Genomic DNA, 15,490 nt, shown 5'->3' on the forward strand with positions numbered 1-15,490 from the left:
GCAATGTGTGTAGGGGGATTTGCAGGCATGATAAACAGTTTTTGCCTGCGCCGTGCTGAACTTGCTGACGTGCAGGCCAATTCCAAGAGTGCTGCAAGGTATAATGTCGCCAATTATGCGTGCGCTGCCACGCCCCACTGTAAGAGGTAAATCGTGACTTTCATAGAAAAACTTTCCGCTGTCTGGTCGGCCAATAATTCCCTGCTGTGCGTAGGCCTGGACCCGGATGTCAGCCGCTTTCCGGCAGAACTGGCAGGCAAGCCAGATGCCATTTATGCATTTTGCAAAACCGTGGTGGATGCAACTGCAGACCTGGCTTGCTCCTTCAAACCGCAAATTGCCTATTTTGCTGCCCTGCGTGCTGAAGACCAGCTGGAAGAAATCTGTCGCTATATCAAGTCTGCTTATCCGCATATCCCGGTGATACTCGATGCCAAGCGCGGCGATATCGGTGCGACAGCAGAACAATATGCACGCGAAGCTTTCGAGCGTTATGACGCTGATGCTGTGACCGTCAATCCTTATATGGGTTTTGATTCAGTCGCCCCTTATCTGGAATGGAAAGACCGTGGCGCCATTGTATTATGCCGTACGTCCAATGCGGGTGGCTCTGACTTGCAATTTCTGGATGTAGGTGGCAAGCCCTTGTATCAGCACGTGGCGCAGCTGGTGGCGGATAAATGGAATACCAATGGCCAATGCGCGCTGGTGGTGGGCGCGACCTTCCCGAAAGAATTGGCACAGGTGCGTGCAGGCATCGGTGACATGCCTTTGCTGGTGCCAGGCATAGGTGCACAAGGCGGTGATATTGCGGCGACTGTGCAGGCTGGTAAAACAGCCGCAGGTACGGGCATGATGATTAATTCTTCCCGCGCCATTTTATATGCCACACCAGTAGCGGGCGAAAGCACGGCAGATGCTATCCGCCGTGTGGCGCTGGAAACGCGTGATGCGATTAATCAGCATCGTTAATTTAATAGCAGTGCCGGAATAATCCTTAATTATTCCGGCGTAAAACGACACAGCAGGCTTTATTTAAAAGCTGTGGCGTATACCCAGGTGCAGTGCGCTATCACCAGAACCCGCCTCGATGGCGCTGCCTACTGTGTAGCCAGCGCCATTTTTGTTATCTATCCTGGCATAGGCTGCATACAGGTCAGTGCGCTTGGATAAGGAATACACATACGCCACGGCCAACTGGCTGGCATCCTGATTCTTTGCTGTCTTGTCGTCTTTGCGGATATAGGAAGCCAATATCTTGTTGCTGCCAAAAGGCACAGTCACACCCAGCAAAAAGTCTGTGGAATCTGTCGATGCTGTTGGCGCGATCAGGCTGCCATAAGGGTTAGCCGTATTGCGCAATGGTGAGCTGTTCAGGCCCTTGTTGATGCCATAAGCCAGATGGGCTTTGGCTACACCAAAATCATAAGTCGCAGCCAGCAAAGTGGTTTTGCCATCGTCAGTATTTTTCAGCGTTGCCGTGTCATTGTTACGGTTGTGGTAACCCAGGCGTACTGCGAACGGGCCAGAGGTGTAGGCAATCGCAGCACCAATTTGACGACCCGCAGAATTGTCACCTGCAGTTTCGCCAAAACCATATGCCAGCTCACCCGTAAAACCATCAAAAGAAGGTGTGACGTACTTCAGGGTATTGTCCATGCGGCTGGCGCCAGTGCCAGAGTTGGGCATGATATTGGCAGCATCACCCGCAAAGCCTGTGCCAAAAGGATCGGCAAAGGCCAGGGTCAGGTATTCTGGTGTGTACTGGCGACCTGCAGTCAAGCTACCAAAGTCACCTTTGATGCCGACGTAGGCCTGGCGTCCAAACATCAAGCCACCCTGACCTGAAGAACCTGCATCAATATTGATACCGCTCTCCAGCAGGAAGAAGGCAGACAGGCCGCCGCCCAGATCTTCTGTACCCTTGAAGCCCAGGCGTGAGCCTGAGCCTATGCCACTGGTCAGTTTGTTGACAGAGCCAGCGCTGCCACCTTTTTCTATGGCGATGCCGGTGTCAGCGATACCGTAAATAGTGACAGTGGATTGTGCTGCGGCAGAACCGGCGAAAGTGCTCATAAAGCCAATAGCACTCATCATGCTCATGGCAAGGAAAGTCTTTTTCATTTAATACTCTCAAAAATAGATAAGGAAATGATGTGCAGTAAAAAATCGCCTTTGCATGATGTGCTGAAGAGGCAGTGTGCAATGTGATTAGTAGCAGCGATTACCAACCGGATTTCCTGTGATTGCAGTCGGTAATTTATTATCGATGAAAATTAATGAGTTTACATATAATTTATTGATAAATTATCGATAAATAATAATATTAACGTTGTTAAAAAGTTGAAGTTGAGATGGGGAAATATTAGTTCTCTTGGGTTTGCATGATTTCTGCAACTGTTTGTCGCAAAATAAAAAGGCTGGGTGATATCTCGGGTGAGATCTCTTCCCCAGCCTTTGCTGCAAGCTTCAAACCTGCAACGAGTGTTTATGCTTTCCCGTAGCCACCCCCACCCGGCGTCTCAATGACGAAGATATCGCCAGGCTGCATATCGGTGCTGGCGACAAAACCCAGTTCCTCGGTCTTGCCATCATTTCTGATGACATAGTTTTTACCGCAGGCACCAGAAGCACCACCCGCAGCACCAAAGGGGGCAAACACACGATTATTCGAGAGTATCGAAGCCGTCATGTTTTCCAGGAAGCGTATCTTGCGCACGCCACCATTGCCGCCATGCCAGCGACCTGCACCGCCTGAATCTGGCTTGATTTCATAGCTCTCCAGCCTGACCGGGTAACGCCATTCCAGTATCTCTGGATCAGTCAGGCGTGAATTGGTCATATGGGTTTGCACTACATCCGTACCATGGAAACCCTCGCCCGCACCAGAGCCGCCAGAGATGGTTTCATAGTATTGATAATCATCATTACCAAAGGTGAAGTTATTCATGGTACCAGGTGAAGATGCCACCACGCCCAGCGCGCCATACAGTGCATTGGTGATGCAACTTGAGGTTTCCACATTGCCGGATACGACCGCCGCCGGATAGCGCGGATTGAGCATCGAGCCTTCAGGGATAATGACTTTCAATGGCTTGAGGCAACCGGCATTGAGCGGGATGTCATCGTCAATCAGGGTCCTGAAGACATACAACACGGCAGCCATGCAAATCGCACTCGGCGCATTGAAGTTATTATTCAGTTGCGGCGAGGTGCCAGTGAAATCCACTTCAGCAGAACGTGACGCATGGTCAACACGAATTGCGACCTTGATGATGGCACCATTGTCGAGCTTGTATTCATAGCTGCTATCTTGCAGGGCAGTGATGACGCGCCTTACTGCTTCTTCTGCATTGTCCTGTACATGGCCCATATAGGCTTGTACGACATCCAGGCCATAGTGCTGCACCATCTTGAGTAGTTCATCGACGCCTTTCTGGTTGGCGGCAATTTGCGCCTGGAAGTCAGCCAGGTTTTGATGAATATTGCGGCAAGGGTATTTGCCGGAAGAGAGCAGGGCGATGGTTTCTTTTTCCAGCAACTTTCCCGCGCTGACTAGTTTGAAGTTATTGATCAGCACACCTTCTTCTTCGACTACCGTGCTGTCTGCGGGCATGGAACCAGGCGTGATGCCACCTATGTCGGCATGGTGGCCGCGTGAACCTACGTAGAACAATACTTCGGTACCTTCGGCATTAAAGGCAGGCGTGATGACTGTAACGTCAGGCAGATGCGTGCCGCCGTTATACGGGTCATTGAGCATATACACATCACCCGGCTGCATGCTGCCTGCATTGGCGCGGATGATGGTCTTGATACTGTCACCCATGGAACCCAGATGCACAGGGATATGCGGTGCATTCGCGATCAGGTTACCTTCTGCATCAAACAGGGCACAAGAGAAATCCAGGCGTTCCTTGATATTGACCGAGAAGGCCGTATTTTGCAGGCGCAAGCCCATTTGTTCGGCGATACTCATGAACAGGTTATTGAACACTTCCAGCATGACCGGGTCAGCCTTGGTGCCTATGGCCTGGCGTTTGGGGCGAGCTTCCAGACGAGTGAATACCAGGTGGTCCAGTGCTGTCACTTCCGCACCCCAGCCTGGTTCTATGATGTTGGTGGCATTTTTTTCTGCAATGATGGCTGGCCCCTTGATCTTGTCACCGGGGCGCATGTCATCACGGTCATACAAGCCTGTGTCATGCCATTGTCCACCAGAGAATAACTGCACGATTTCCACTGGCTTCAAGGGCTGCGCATTCTCCCGTGGAGGCAACTGCTCTACAGTTTCATTGCCTTCGCCAGAGCTACCTATGGCTTCGACAGAAATCGCTTCTATGACGAGCTGCTTGGCAGTCATCAGGAAGGAGTAGCGTTTTTTGTAGGCAGATTCAAATTGATGAATCATGCTGGCAATATCCTGCATCGCTACGACGATGACAGAATCCGTCCCTTCATAGCGCAAGTGCACGCGTTGTTTGACGCTGAGGTGTTCTGGTGCGACACCCTGGCTCAGCAAATCATTGCTGGCTGCGTCGGACAAGCGCGCCAGTTCTTTTTCCAGCGCTGGCATGGAGGTGGGCGCGAGTGGTAATTCCATCGCCAGTTCACGCATGGCAGTCTGGTCTGCCAGGCCCATGCCGTAGGCAGACAAAACGCCGGAAAATGGATGGGCAAACACTTTAGTCATGCCCAACGCATCTGCCACCAAACAGGCATGCTGGCCACCAGCGCCGCCAAAGGTGGTCAGGGTATAGTCAGTTACATCATGGCCGCGCTGTACCGAGATAAATTTGATGGCATTGGCCATATTGCCGACGGCAATTTCAATAAAGCCTTCTGCCACTTCTTCAGGGGACTTGCGTATGCCTGTGGCTTTTTCTATCTCTGCTGCCATGGCTGTAAATTTTTCTACAACGGCGTCCCTGTCCAGCGACATGTCTGCTTTGGGGCCAAACACTTTAGGAAAATAGCTGGGCTGGATTTTACCCAGCATGACATTGCAGTCGGTTACGGCCAATTGACCACCGCGCCTGTAACTGGTGGGGCCAGGATTGGCACCTGCACTGTCAGGGCCTACGCGATAACGGGTACCGTCAAAATGCAGGATGGAGCCACCGCCTGCAGCAACGGTATGTATGCTCATCATCGGTGCCCGCATCCTGACACCGGCCACCTGGGTTTCAAATTCGCGCTCGAACTCACCGGCGTAATGGGATACATCAGTCGATGTACCACCCATGTCAAAGCCTATGATCTTGTCAAAGCCTGCAGTCTGGGCAGTGCGCACCATGCCAACTATGCCGCCTGCCGGACCTGACAAGATAGAGTCCTTGCCCTGGAAGCGGTGTGCATCCGTCAAGCCGCCATTGCTTTGCATGAAGAACAGGCGAACGCCATCCATTTTGCTGGCAACCTGGTCGACATAACGGCGCAGGATAGGCGACAGATACGCATCCACTACCGTGGTGTCGCCACGCGAGATCAGCTTCATCATCGGGCTGACCTGGTTGGAAATCGAGATTTGCGTGAAGCCCGCTTCAGCTGCCAGCTTGCCTATGATTTCTTCATGCCGGGTATGTCGGTAGCCATGCATGAGCACGATGGCTAATGCGCGGTAGCCATCTTTATAGAGACCAGCCAATTCATTTTTGACCGCAGCTTCATCCAGGGCTTGCAAGACATTGCCATGCGCATCAATGCGCTCATCGACTTCCACGACTTTTTCATACAGAAGTTCTGGCAAGGCGATGTGGCGGTCAAACAGGCGAGGGCGGTTTTGATAAGCGATGCGCAAGGCATCACGAAAACCTTTGGTGATCATGAGCGCCGTCGGGTCACCCTTGCGTTCCAGCAGGGCATTGGTGGCAACGGTGGTGCCCATCTTGACCGCAGACACCAGCTCAGGCGAAATATTCTGTTCTGCTGTCAAACCCAGCAAGCCTTGTATGCCTGCAACGGCTGCATCTTTATATTGCTCAGGATTTTCTGACAGCAGTTTATGGGTCAGTAATTTGCCATCCGGGCGGCGCGCCACGATATCGGTAAACGTACCACCTCTATCTATCCAGAATTGCCAGCGTTGATCTTCAACGACATCATTGTGCGCCTGTTTCTGTTCGTTCATTTTGCAACCACCTTTCATAAAGAGATGTTGCCGTCACACGGCAAAGTCTTATCCCGGTCTGGAGCCATTTTTATTCCGGGCTGCAAATTTTGTGTCGAAAATCAGACAGCAATTTGTTTGCAGCTTATGCCCGGAATGTTCAGGTGCAATGGATATCCAATATTTAAAAAGCAAAAAAATTCACTGTTTTTGTGCATCGCCGCCATAGCGCGGTGCTTTTTATTGACTAAATCTATCATAAAGAAAAAATTTTTATAAACATCTTGTGGATTTTTCCTTTGATGATATTGTAGTAGTTAATCAGATTAAATGTAAGATATTTTATTGACGTTTTATCGATAAAACGTTTACGATGTGATGTATTGAAAGGGTAAATAATGTTGGATTCAATTCAAGACAGGCTGAGTTTCTTCTACTTATCTACTCGTTCTCATAGGCGATTTTCTGGTTTTTGCATGCTGGTAAGCATGTCAGTAGCAGCATTAACAGTGAATGTATATGCAGAAACCGTGGATATACGTATCGCTACTGCTTATGCTGCAGATAATTTCCAGACCATGAATTTGCAGCAGTTTGCCAAGGAAGTCGCAGGTGCTACTAATGGCAAGGTGAAAATGACGGTGTTCGCTGCGGGCAGCTTATTAAAGCCAGCAGAGATTTTTCCTGGTGTGATCAATGAGAAAGCTGAGGCGGGTGAAATCATCATGTCCAGCCTGGCGAAAGAGATACCGGTGTTTGGCCTGGATTCTTTGCCTTTCATCGTCAGGGGTTATGAAGATGCACGTCATCTTTGGCAGACATCCAGGCCAGAGGTAGAAAAAGCCTTGGCCAAACGTGGTTTGAAGTTGCTGTATTCAGTACCCTGGCCGCCGCAGAATTTGTATTCGAAAAAGCCCTTGAGCTCACTGACAGATTTCAAAGGTATGCGCATGCGCAGTTATAACCCGGCCAGTGAACGCATTGCTGAATTGACGATGGCGACAGCTGTGCCGGTGCAAGTGATAGACCTGGAAAAGGCAATTGCCGGCGATAAGCTGGATGTGATGATTACTTCAAGTTGGACCGGGGTAGAAACCAAGGCCTGGAGCAAGTTGGCGTACTACTATCAGGCGTATGTATGGATACCAAAAAATATCGTTTTCATCAGCCAGAAAGTGTTTTCCAGATTGGATGCCGGAACGCAAAAAAAATTGATGGATGCCGCGCAAACGGCAGAAAAACGCGGTTGGCTCATGAGTCGAGACAGTGATGCAGGCTTTGAGACCCAGTTACGCAATAACAAAATCAAGATAGACCGGGTAGATGCACTGTTAAGAAATAACCTCGACAGGCTGGGCGAACAGTTTGTCAGGGAGTGGTTAAGAAGCGCCAGCAATGAAGAGGTTGCGATTTTATTGAAATACACGACTGAAAGGTCGATGAAGTAAATCCTTGGCTGCTAAGTGCGAGCAAAAATCAGGCAAGGGCAGAGGTAGCAAAACAGGAAATCAGGAAATCAGGAACAGGCTCTCCTCAAAGTAATAAAAGAGGGCTGACATTTAATTAAATTGGAGCGTTTAATAATGTTTACAAATACCATCAAAAAAATTGCCCGTGCTGGCTTACTCGTCAGCCTGGGATTGAGTTTTTGCTACTCTGCCTATGCGCAGCAAGAAATCAAGATAGGGGTGATTTATCCTTTGTCTGGTGCTGCCGCATCATCTGGCGGTGAAATGAAAAACGCGCTGGAGTTGGCTGCCGACATCGTCAACAATGGTGCCAAGAGTGTACCTAATCTGCCGTTTTCTGCTGGCGGCGGCTTGCCTAATCTGAAGGGCGCAAAAATCAAACTGGTTTTTGCTGACCATCAAGGTAATCCGCAAATCGGCGCGACTGAAACTGAAAGACTGATTACCCAGGAAAAAGTAGTTGCCATCGTTGGTGCCTATTTCAGTAACGTGACAGCCACTTCCAGCCAGGTCGCAGAAAAATACAAGATCCCCTATGTGAATCCTGAATCATCGTCTTCTACCTTGACGCAGCGTGGCTTTAAATGGTTCTTCCGCACGACGGCCCATGATGATTTGTTCGTCCATAATTTCTTTGATTTTTTCAAAGAGCTGGAAGCCAGGAAAGGCATCAAGGTCAAGCAACTGGCCACCTTTAATGAAAACACCCTGTGGGGCAATGAAACTACCAAGCTGGAAACCAAGCTGGCGGCAGAAAAAGGCTATAACCTGGTCAAGACCATCGTCTATCCAGCCAAGAGCACACAATTGACTTCTGAAGTGCAGCAATTGAAATCAGCCAGCCCGCAAGTCGTCATGCAATCCTCTTATCTGGGGGACGCCATCATGTCCATGAAAACCTATAAGGAACTGGGCTTTTCACCTGAGATGATTTTGGCGAACAATGCAGGTTTTACGGATACAGAATTCCGTCGCACCCTGGGCAAGGATGCTGACTACGTCATCACCCGCGAAGTCTGGTCGCCTGATCTGGCAAAAAATAATCCGCTGATCAAGCAAGTCAATGATTTGTATAACAGCAAATACAAGGCTGACTTTACCGGCAATTCTTCCCGCACTTTTACTGGCTTGATGACCCTGGTTGATGCGATCAATCGCGCTGGTTCTACTGAGCCAGAAGCGATTCGCAAAGCCCTGACAGAAACCAATATCCCCGCCAATAAACTCATCATGCCATGGAAGGGTGTGAAGTTTGATGAACATGGTCAGAACGTTTTGGGTTCAGGCATCCTGGTACAGATCATCGATGGCAAGTACAACACAGTATGGCCTTTTGATCTGGCGACTAAAGATGTGGTTTGGCCTATGCCTAAATGGGAACAACGCAAGTAATAAGCTCGATCAAACTTGATGCACGCTTACCCGGTCGGCTGGTCGGCTGGTCGGATAAGGGAAATAGAAAGTATAAAAATATCTGGCGATACCTGAGGTCGGATATACATATAGGAAGTGCGAGGAGAAAATGTCTCTTGAAATTATTATTCAAACCCTGGCGTCAGGGATCTTGATCGGTTTGATCTATGCGCTGGTGGCGATAGGTTTGACGCTGATCTTTGGTGTCATGGATGTCGTCAACTTTTCCCATGGTGAGTTTCTGATGTTCGGCATGTATTCCAGTTTCTGGATGTACTCGCTGTTTGCATTGGACCCCATATTTACCCTGCCATTAACGGCACTGTTTTTGTTTGCGCTGGGCACGATGTTGTACAAGCTCATCATCAAAAAGATCACCAATGCGCCTATGTTGTCGCAGATTTTTACCACCTTCGGTTTGATGATGTTGTTCCGTGGTCTGGCCCAGTTTTTCTGGAAACCAGATTTCAGGACGGTGGATCATTCCATCGTATCCGGTGCAGTACAAATATTCGGCATACAGGTGGGTATGCCACAGGTAACGGCTGGTGTTGGGGCCATTCTGGTAACCATGGGGATTTACCTGTTTCTGACTAAGACACGTGCCGGTGCAGCACTGGAAGCGACTGCAGCTGACAAAGAGGCGGCACAACTGATGGGCATAGACTCACAAAAAATGTTTGCCATGGCCTGGGGCATAGGCGCGGCCTGTGCCGGTGTCGCGGGGGCATTGCTGTCTACTTTCTTTCCCATCTTCCCGGAAGTGGGGGCGAACTTCATTCTGATTGCTTTCGTGGTGGTCAACCTGGGTGGGTTTGGTAGCGTGATTGGTGCCTTGTTTGCCGGGATCATCGTCGGTGTCATTGAGGTCATGGGTGGTTTCCTGATAGGGCCGCAATATAAATTGGCCCTGGTGCTTGGCTTGTTCCTGGCTGTGTTGATGTTCCGTCCGCAAGGACTGATGGGTAAGCAATAGCGTAGAAGAGAAGGTAGAAAATGAACATACAAGACAAAACCGTGATCTCGGCGCAGGAGTTGCTGGCGCCAGATTCACATGGCAATTCTTCGGTCAAATACATCCTGCTGGTCCTGTGCGTGCTTGTTGCATTGCTGGTACCAGTGGTGGTCAAAGACCCTTCACACCAGAATCTGGCGATCTTGATTTTGATGGCAGCGCAACTGGGTGTGGCCTGGAATATCGTCGGTGGTTATGCCGGCCAGGTCTCGCTGGGGCATGTTGCATTTTATGGCCTGGGCGCTTACACCTCGACATTGTTGCTGACACAATTTGGCATGAACGCGTGGGTGGCCATGATCTGTGGCGGCATACTGGCAGCAGCTATCAGCCTCATCATAGGCTGGTCATGCTTTCGCCTTAATGGGCATTACTTTGGCATGGCAACCATTGCGGTGGCTGAAATCATCCAGATCATTTTCACCAATTGGGAGTATGCCGGTGCCGCCGTGGGCCTGACTCTGCCTATGGATCAGCAAGGCTGGGGCAGCATGATATTTACTGACAAGGCACCGTATTACTACATTGCCCTCGGTCTTTTGCTGCTGACGCTGGCGGTCAATTACTGGATAGAACACAGCTATCTGGGTTACTACTTCCGCGCGATCAAGGATGAGCCGGATGCAGCACGCAGCCTGGGTATCAATCTGAGTCGCTACAAGCAAATTGCTTTTGCAGTCAGCAGTTTCTTTACCGCCATCGGTGGCAGCCTGTATGCACAAAAGGAATTGTATATAGACCCCAGCTCAGTCCTGCATACCGGGTTGTCCATCAAGATGGCACTGGTATCCATCCTTGGTGGGGTAGGTACTTTGCTGGGGCCAGTCATCGGTGCGGGTGTGTTGACCTTTATCGAAGAAGGCACGCGTGCGCTGTTTGGTGGCTCTGGTCGTGGTACTGACCTGGTTATTTATGCGGCCTTGATCGTGGTGATTGCCGTGTATTACCCGACAGGGGTATTGGGCTGGATCAAGCAATTTTTTGCGCGCAGAAAAGCAGTCAAGGCACAAAAAGAACAAGACGTACAAGAGGCAAAAAGGGAGGCAGCATGAGCTTGTTGCGAGTAGAGAGCGTCAGCAAACGCTTCGGCGGCATCACCGCCAACCAGGATGTCTCATTTGAAGTGGGGGCGGGCAAGATCGTTGGCCTGATAGGCCCAAATGGCGCTGGCAAGACCACGATGTTCAATTGCATCGCCGGTTATGCGCCGCCAACGACCGGTGAAATCTGGATGAATGATATCAAGGTATCCGGCATGAGTCCCGAGCAATGCGCGCGTGCCGGTATAGGCCGCACCTTCCAGGTGGCACGTACTTTTACCAGTATGACAGCACTGGAAAACATCATGGTAGGTGCTTTTTTGATCAACAAGAATGTCGCCGATGCCAGGCAAAGTGCGGCGAAATTGCTGAGTTTTGTCAACCTGGGGCAATTCAAGGATAAGCCTGCTGGCAGCATGACCATCAGTGAGCAGCGCCGCCTTGCCGTGGCTCGCGCTCTGGCAGTCAAACCGCGCCTGTTGTTGATGGATGAAGTCATGGCGGGCCTGAATCCGACCGAAGTCAGGGAGACTGTGGACGTGGTCTTGAAAATCCGTGAAGAAGGTATTTCCTGCCTGATCGTTGAACACGTGCTGGAAGGCATCATGCCGATTGCCGATGCCATCGTCGTGCTTGATTACGGCAAGAAGATTGCTGAAGGTAGTCCTGAACAAGTATCCAGGGATCCTAAAGTGATCGCTGCTTATCTGGGAGATGAATGATGCTGCAAGTAAGAAATCTGAGAGTCAGTTATGACGGCGTGCTGGCCTTGTCCAAGGTCGATATCGATGTAGAAAAAGGCAAGATCGTTGCCCTGGTCGGTGGTAATGGCAATGGCAAATCCACCACCTTGCGGGCGATAGCCGGTTTGAATGCGGCGGATGCAGGCCAGATCGTATTCGATGGCAAGCCACTGGAAAAAATACGAGCCTGTAAACGCGTGGGCCTGGGTTTGTCGCTGGTGCCGGAAGGGAGGCGCATTTTTGCCCGCCTGACAGTGGAAAGAAATTTGCAGCTAGGGGCTTACACGCGCCGCGATGATGACGAAGTGGCTGAGTCCATAGATACCATGTACGGCCTATTCCCCATCCTCAAGGAAAGGCGCTATCAACTCGCAGGCACCATGAGTGGCGGTGAACAGCAGATGTTGGCGATAGGACGTGGCCTGATGGCGAAGCCCAAGATGCTCTTGCTCGATGAGCCATCCTGGGGTATCGCCCCCAAGTTCGTCACCAAGGTGCTTGATACCATACAACTCATCAATCAACAGGGTATGTCGATATTGCTGGTCGAGCAAAACCTGCACAAGGCTTTGGCAATTGCCCATCATGGCTATGTGATACAGACGGGTCGCATCGTCATGCAGGGAACAGGGCAAGAGTTGCTCAATAATGAAGATGTCAAAAAAGCCTATCTGGGAGTTTGATATGCAAGCTGGTGACAATAAGCTAAAAGACTATTCAACAATCAGCGCCAGAGAATTAAGACACCTGTGCCGCACAGGAGAATTCACAGGCCCGACATCTGGACTGGCCCATGGCCATGTGCAAGCCAATCTGATGATAGTACCCAGGGAATATGCGTTTGATTTTTTACTGTTTTGCCAGCGCAACCCCAAGCCTTGCCCTTTGGTGGAAGTGCTGGAAGCAGGCTTGTTTGAAGCGCGCTGTGCGGCAGGCTCGGATGTCCGCACCGATCTTGGCGCTTACCGCATCTACGAACATGGGCAATTGCAAAAAGAGGCAGGCGATATCAGGGATATCTGGAATGCCTGTGGGCCGGATGGTCTGGTCAGTTTTTTGCTGGGTTGCAGTTTTTCTTTTGAAGCAGCTTTGCTGGACGCAGGCATACCCTTGCGCCATATCCAGCAAGAGAAAAATGTGGCGATGTACCGCAGCTCCCTGCCTTGTATCCCTGCCGGACGTTTCAGCGGCAATATGGTAGTCAGCATGCGTCCTGTCAAAAGCCGGGATATTGCCAGGGCAGTAGAGGTGTCAGCACAATATCCGCAGGTGCATGGTGCGCCTGTACATATAGGTAACCCGGCGGCGCTAGGCATACAGGATCTGGCTTTGCCGGACTATGGCGATGCGGTGGATATTGCGGAGGACGAATTACCGGTCTTTTGGGCTTGCGGCGTTACGCCGCAATATGTGGCTGAGCTCAGCAAACTGCCTTTCTGTATCTCGCATGCACCTGGCAAGATGTTCGTGACAGACTTGTTGACTGATGATATGCGTCACTGACGTTGGTAGCTGATATTGTGGTTGATTGATCAAAATATCGATTTTTTATTGATAAATTATTACAAAGAAGACCGATTTTTTAACAAAGAAGATAAAATTAAACAAAGCACTTTGTTGGTCTTTCAATCAATTTAAATTATAAAGAGTCAATATGTCCACGACAAAACCTCAAAAAAAAACCGGGCTTAGTCCAGCTGCATCCAGCGCTACCCACAGAGTACCCATCGTCTCCTCTTCCCATCTGGCTGAGGGCAGGAGTTCAGAATTGAGTGAATTTGAGTTTGGGATGATTATTGCCAGCAATGCTTTTAACCGTTGGGCAGTCAGATGCATGGCGGCGGTGGGCATGAAGGACATGACCATTACAGATGTGCTGGTGCTGCACCATATCAATCATCGCGCCAGGGAAAAGAAACTGGCCGACATAGCCTTCATCTTGAATATAGAAGATACCCATATCGTCAATTATTCATTGAAAAAATTGCAGGCCTTGAAACTGGTACAGACAGAAAAACGCGGCAAGGAAATCCTGTATTCGACCAATGAAGCAGGCAGGGACGTTTGTCAGCGTTATTCGGAAATCCGTGAGCAGGTACTGGTATCGGCACTGACAGGTGATGGAACCGAGAGCTTTGAATTAAGCGAGCTGGCACGCTTTTTACGTGTCTTGTCTGGATTGTATGAGCAGGCGGCCAGGGCGGCTACATCGCTGTAGTTTCTGGCCAGATATTGTTTTGCCGCATAAGTGAGGCTTTGGACCTCACTTAATTATGATTCTTCGTGCAATTGTCTTGCCTGCTTCTGGTTCTTTTTCAGATTAATCGCCAGCAAGATGACGATAAGCTTGAAAATCATGAAAGTAATGAAAATACTCAGTGCCAGGGGCAATATCATCAAGGCAATTGCAATGGCCAGGCATATCGCCAGCAAGTGTGGCAATGGCAATTCCATCATGGCGATAAACGCTTTGCGACAGAAGTAAAAAAATTCATGTGCACTCTGGCGCAGCAAGATCAGGATTTGGTCGGTTTGAGCAGATTTCATTTTGGTTTCCCCTGGTTTTCTTTATTGTGTGTTGCGATGGAGTCAGAATACGCTTTTGCCGTCCCACTTGCTGTGGCCTTGCGACGAACTGCATAAATGCGGGATTAAAAGGTGGCTTTGGCTTGCCCAAAAGTATGGCAAGCTGAAGTTTGCTACTGGCGCAATTGATAAATCATGTAAGTAAGTATTCTCAATCCTGCAAAAAAGAATTTGCCAAGGTACAATAAAAAATCGTCAGCATTCTCATTGCTATCATGACAGACCAAAAAACGACCGAATTTGCTTTCCTGGAAGCTTTTACCGCGGAATTGTCTGCCAAAAAGCTGGTTTTCCCTACTTCTTTAGGGGCGACCATGAAGATCAGGAAGGCGTTGAGCCAGCCGGATATTTCTACCGATATGGTGGCACGCATCATAGGGACTGAACCAGTCTTGTCTGCCAAAGTGCTGCATATGAGTAATTCTGTCAGCTTTAATCCCCAGGGGCGAAAAATAGGTGATTTGCGGGCCGCGACCAGCTTGCTGGGATTTTCGGCGATACGTAATATCGCCATTTCAGTGGGCATGAAGCAACTGGCAGAGAATAAATACAATGGCAGTCTGTCGGCACAGATGGATGGCTTATGGCGACGTAGTCTGCGGGTGGCAGCGCTGGCCATGGTGATTGCGAGGAAATACACGCGCCTGAGTGCCGACAAGGCCATGCTGGCGGGTTTGCTGCACGATATCGGCAAGTTTTATATTTTAAACCGGGCCAATCATTATCAAGAGTTGTTCAGCACGCAACAGGTATTATGGGACTTGATCGATCACTGGCATGCCAGCATAGGTAGCGCCATCCTGGAAGACTGGGAGATCTCAGAAGATATCCGTGTCGCCGTACTGGATCACCGTGACCACCAGCCTGGTCCTACCCATAAGGTTGGCTTGATTGATGTGGTGACCGTGGCAGATTTTCTGGATGCGCATTTCGTCAATGAAACCATCGCAGAACTGGACTGGAGTACGGTACCAGCCAGTTTCAAGCTATTGAATATCGATCAGGATAATATCGATGAGTTGATGCAAGAAACCCGGACTGAACTGGCTTTGGTGCTGAAAGCGATCAATTAGGAATGTATTCCTGAGATGGGAGTTCAAGCCCATCATTGGCGG

General features: G+C 49.9%; 13 protein-coding genes. 10 read left to right on the forward strand and 3 right to left on the reverse strand.

The annotated features are described in order from the left end of the window. The first annotated feature begins 153 nt into the window (after window positions 1-153). Window positions 154-972: an orotidine-5'-phosphate decarboxylase gene (pyrF, locus tag ACO0LF_RS00415; protein ID WP_423010888.1), complete on the forward strand. Its 819-nt coding sequence runs from the start codon at window positions 154-156 to the stop codon at window positions 970-972. Between the two features lie 63 nt (window positions 973-1,035). Here pyrF and ACO0LF_RS00420 read toward each other — a convergent pair whose 3' ends face one another. After that, window positions 1,036-2,124 carry a porin gene (locus ACO0LF_RS00420; protein WP_423010890.1) on the reverse strand — a complete coding sequence of 363 codons (1,089 nt, stop codon included), beginning with the start codon at window positions 2,122-2,124 and terminating at the stop codon, window positions 1,036-1,038. Between the two features lie 364 nt (window positions 2,125-2,488). Then, window positions 2,489-6,130, reverse strand: coding sequence for a hydantoinase B/oxoprolinase family protein (locus tag ACO0LF_RS00425; protein WP_423010892.1), 3,642 nt, complete (start codon window positions 6,128-6,130; stop codon window positions 2,489-2,491). 467 nt (window positions 6,131-6,597) lie between these two features. Here ACO0LF_RS00425 and ACO0LF_RS00430 point away from each other — a divergent pair, with 467 nt between their 5' ends. From ACO0LF_RS00430 to ACO0LF_RS00465, 8 genes are all read left to right on the forward strand, one after another. Next, the gene (locus tag ACO0LF_RS00430; protein WP_423010894.1) at window positions 6,598-7,557 is read left to right on the forward strand and encodes a TRAP transporter substrate-binding protein; all 960 of its coding nucleotides are present in this window, start codon (window positions 6,598-6,600) and stop codon (window positions 7,555-7,557) included. Window positions 7,558-7,692: 135 nt separating this feature from the next. Further along, the gene (locus ACO0LF_RS00435; RefSeq protein ID WP_423010896.1) at window positions 7,693-8,970 is read left to right on the forward strand and encodes an ABC transporter substrate-binding protein; all 1,278 of its coding nucleotides are present in this window, start codon (window positions 7,693-7,695) and stop codon (window positions 8,968-8,970) included. A 130-nt stretch (window positions 8,971-9,100) separates the two neighbouring features. Further along, window positions 9,101-9,967 carry a branched-chain amino acid ABC transporter permease gene (locus ACO0LF_RS00440; protein ID WP_423010898.1) on the forward strand — a complete coding sequence of 289 codons (867 nt, stop codon included), beginning with the start codon at window positions 9,101-9,103 and terminating at the stop codon, window positions 9,965-9,967. Between the two features lie 20 nt (window positions 9,968-9,987). Beyond that, window positions 9,988-11,058: a branched-chain amino acid ABC transporter permease gene (locus ACO0LF_RS00445; RefSeq protein ID WP_423010899.1), complete on the forward strand. Its 1,071-nt coding sequence runs from the start codon at window positions 9,988-9,990 to the stop codon at window positions 11,056-11,058. Further along, window positions 11,055-11,768 (forward strand): ABC transporter ATP-binding protein, encoded by a 714-nt coding sequence (locus ACO0LF_RS00450; RefSeq protein ID WP_423010901.1) that lies wholly within the window; start codon window positions 11,055-11,057, stop codon window positions 11,766-11,768. Before ACO0LF_RS00445 ends, ACO0LF_RS00450 begins: the two co-directional genes overlap by 4 nt. Beyond that, on the forward strand, window positions 11,768-12,472 hold the full coding sequence (locus ACO0LF_RS00455; protein ID WP_423012397.1) for an ABC transporter ATP-binding protein: 705 nt from the start codon (window positions 11,768-11,770) through the stop codon (window positions 12,470-12,472). The genes ACO0LF_RS00450 and ACO0LF_RS00455 overlap by 1 nt, the downstream gene beginning before the upstream one ends. 1 nt (window position 12,473) lies before the next feature. Then, complete coding sequence (locus tag ACO0LF_RS00460) at window positions 12,474-13,292, forward strand: putative hydro-lyase (protein WP_423012399.1); 819 nt, start codon at window positions 12,474-12,476, stop codon at window positions 13,290-13,292. Between the two features lie 151 nt (window positions 13,293-13,443). After that, window positions 13,444-14,007 (forward strand): winged helix DNA-binding protein, encoded by a 564-nt coding sequence (locus ACO0LF_RS00465; protein ID WP_423010903.1) that lies wholly within the window; start codon window positions 13,444-13,446, stop codon window positions 14,005-14,007. A gap of 53 nt (window positions 14,008-14,060) precedes the next feature. On the opposite strand, the gene ACO0LF_RS00470 is transcribed toward ACO0LF_RS00465, so the two are convergent. Then, window positions 14,061-14,336, reverse strand: coding sequence for a hypothetical protein (locus ACO0LF_RS00470; RefSeq protein WP_423010905.1), 276 nt, complete (start codon window positions 14,334-14,336; stop codon window positions 14,061-14,063). A 254-nt stretch (window positions 14,337-14,590) separates the two neighbouring features. On the opposite strand from ACO0LF_RS00470, the gene ACO0LF_RS00475 reads away from it, so the two are divergent. Beyond that, a complete protein-coding gene (locus tag ACO0LF_RS00475; RefSeq protein WP_423010907.1) occupies window positions 14,591-15,448 on the forward strand; it encodes an HDOD domain-containing protein in 858 nt (285 codons plus the stop codon). Window positions 15,449-15,490: the final 42 nt, after the last annotated feature.

This window comes from Undibacterium sp. Di27W, from assembly GCF_049340345.1.
Lineage (GTDB): Bacteria > Pseudomonadota > Gammaproteobacteria > Burkholderiales > Burkholderiaceae_D > Undibacterium.

Bases quoted from the DNA above. Each gene is read 5' to 3' on its own strand.
- ACO0LF_RS00420 (WP_423010890.1), bottom strand. From the start codon at position 2,124: ATGAAAAAGACTTTCCTTGCCATGAGCATGATGAGTGCTATTGGCTTT.
- ACO0LF_RS00425 (WP_423010892.1), bottom strand. From the start codon at position 6,130: ATGAACGAACAGAAACAGGCGCACAATGATGTCGTTGAAGATCAACGC.
- ACO0LF_RS00430 (WP_423010894.1), top strand. From the start codon at position 6,598: ATGTCAGTAGCAGCATTAACAGTGAATGTATATGCAGAAACCGTGGAT.
- ACO0LF_RS00435 (WP_423010896.1), top strand. From the start codon at position 7,693: ATGTTTACAAATACCATCAAAAAAATTGCCCGTGCTGGCTTACTCGTC.
- ACO0LF_RS00440 (WP_423010898.1), top strand. From the start codon at position 9,101: ATGTCTCTTGAAATTATTATTCAAACCCTGGCGTCAGGGATCTTGATC.
- ACO0LF_RS00445 (WP_423010899.1), top strand. From the start codon at position 9,988: ATGAACATACAAGACAAAACCGTGATCTCGGCGCAGGAGTTGCTGGCG.
- ACO0LF_RS00450 (WP_423010901.1), top strand. From the start codon at position 11,055: ATGAGCTTGTTGCGAGTAGAGAGCGTCAGCAAACGCTTCGGCGGCATC.
- ACO0LF_RS00455 (WP_423012397.1), top strand. From the start codon at position 11,768: ATGCTGCAAGTAAGAAATCTGAGAGTCAGTTATGACGGCGTGCTGGCC.
- ACO0LF_RS00460 (WP_423012399.1), top strand. From the start codon at position 12,474: ATGCAAGCTGGTGACAATAAGCTAAAAGACTATTCAACAATCAGCGCC.
- ACO0LF_RS00465 (WP_423010903.1), top strand. From the start codon at position 13,444: ATGTCCACGACAAAACCTCAAAAAAAAACCGGGCTTAGTCCAGCTGCA.
- ACO0LF_RS00470 (WP_423010905.1), bottom strand. From the start codon at position 14,336: ATGAAATCTGCTCAAACCGACCAAATCCTGATCTTGCTGCGCCAGAGT.
- ACO0LF_RS00475 (WP_423010907.1), top strand. From the start codon at position 14,591: ATGACAGACCAAAAAACGACCGAATTTGCTTTCCTGGAAGCTTTTACC.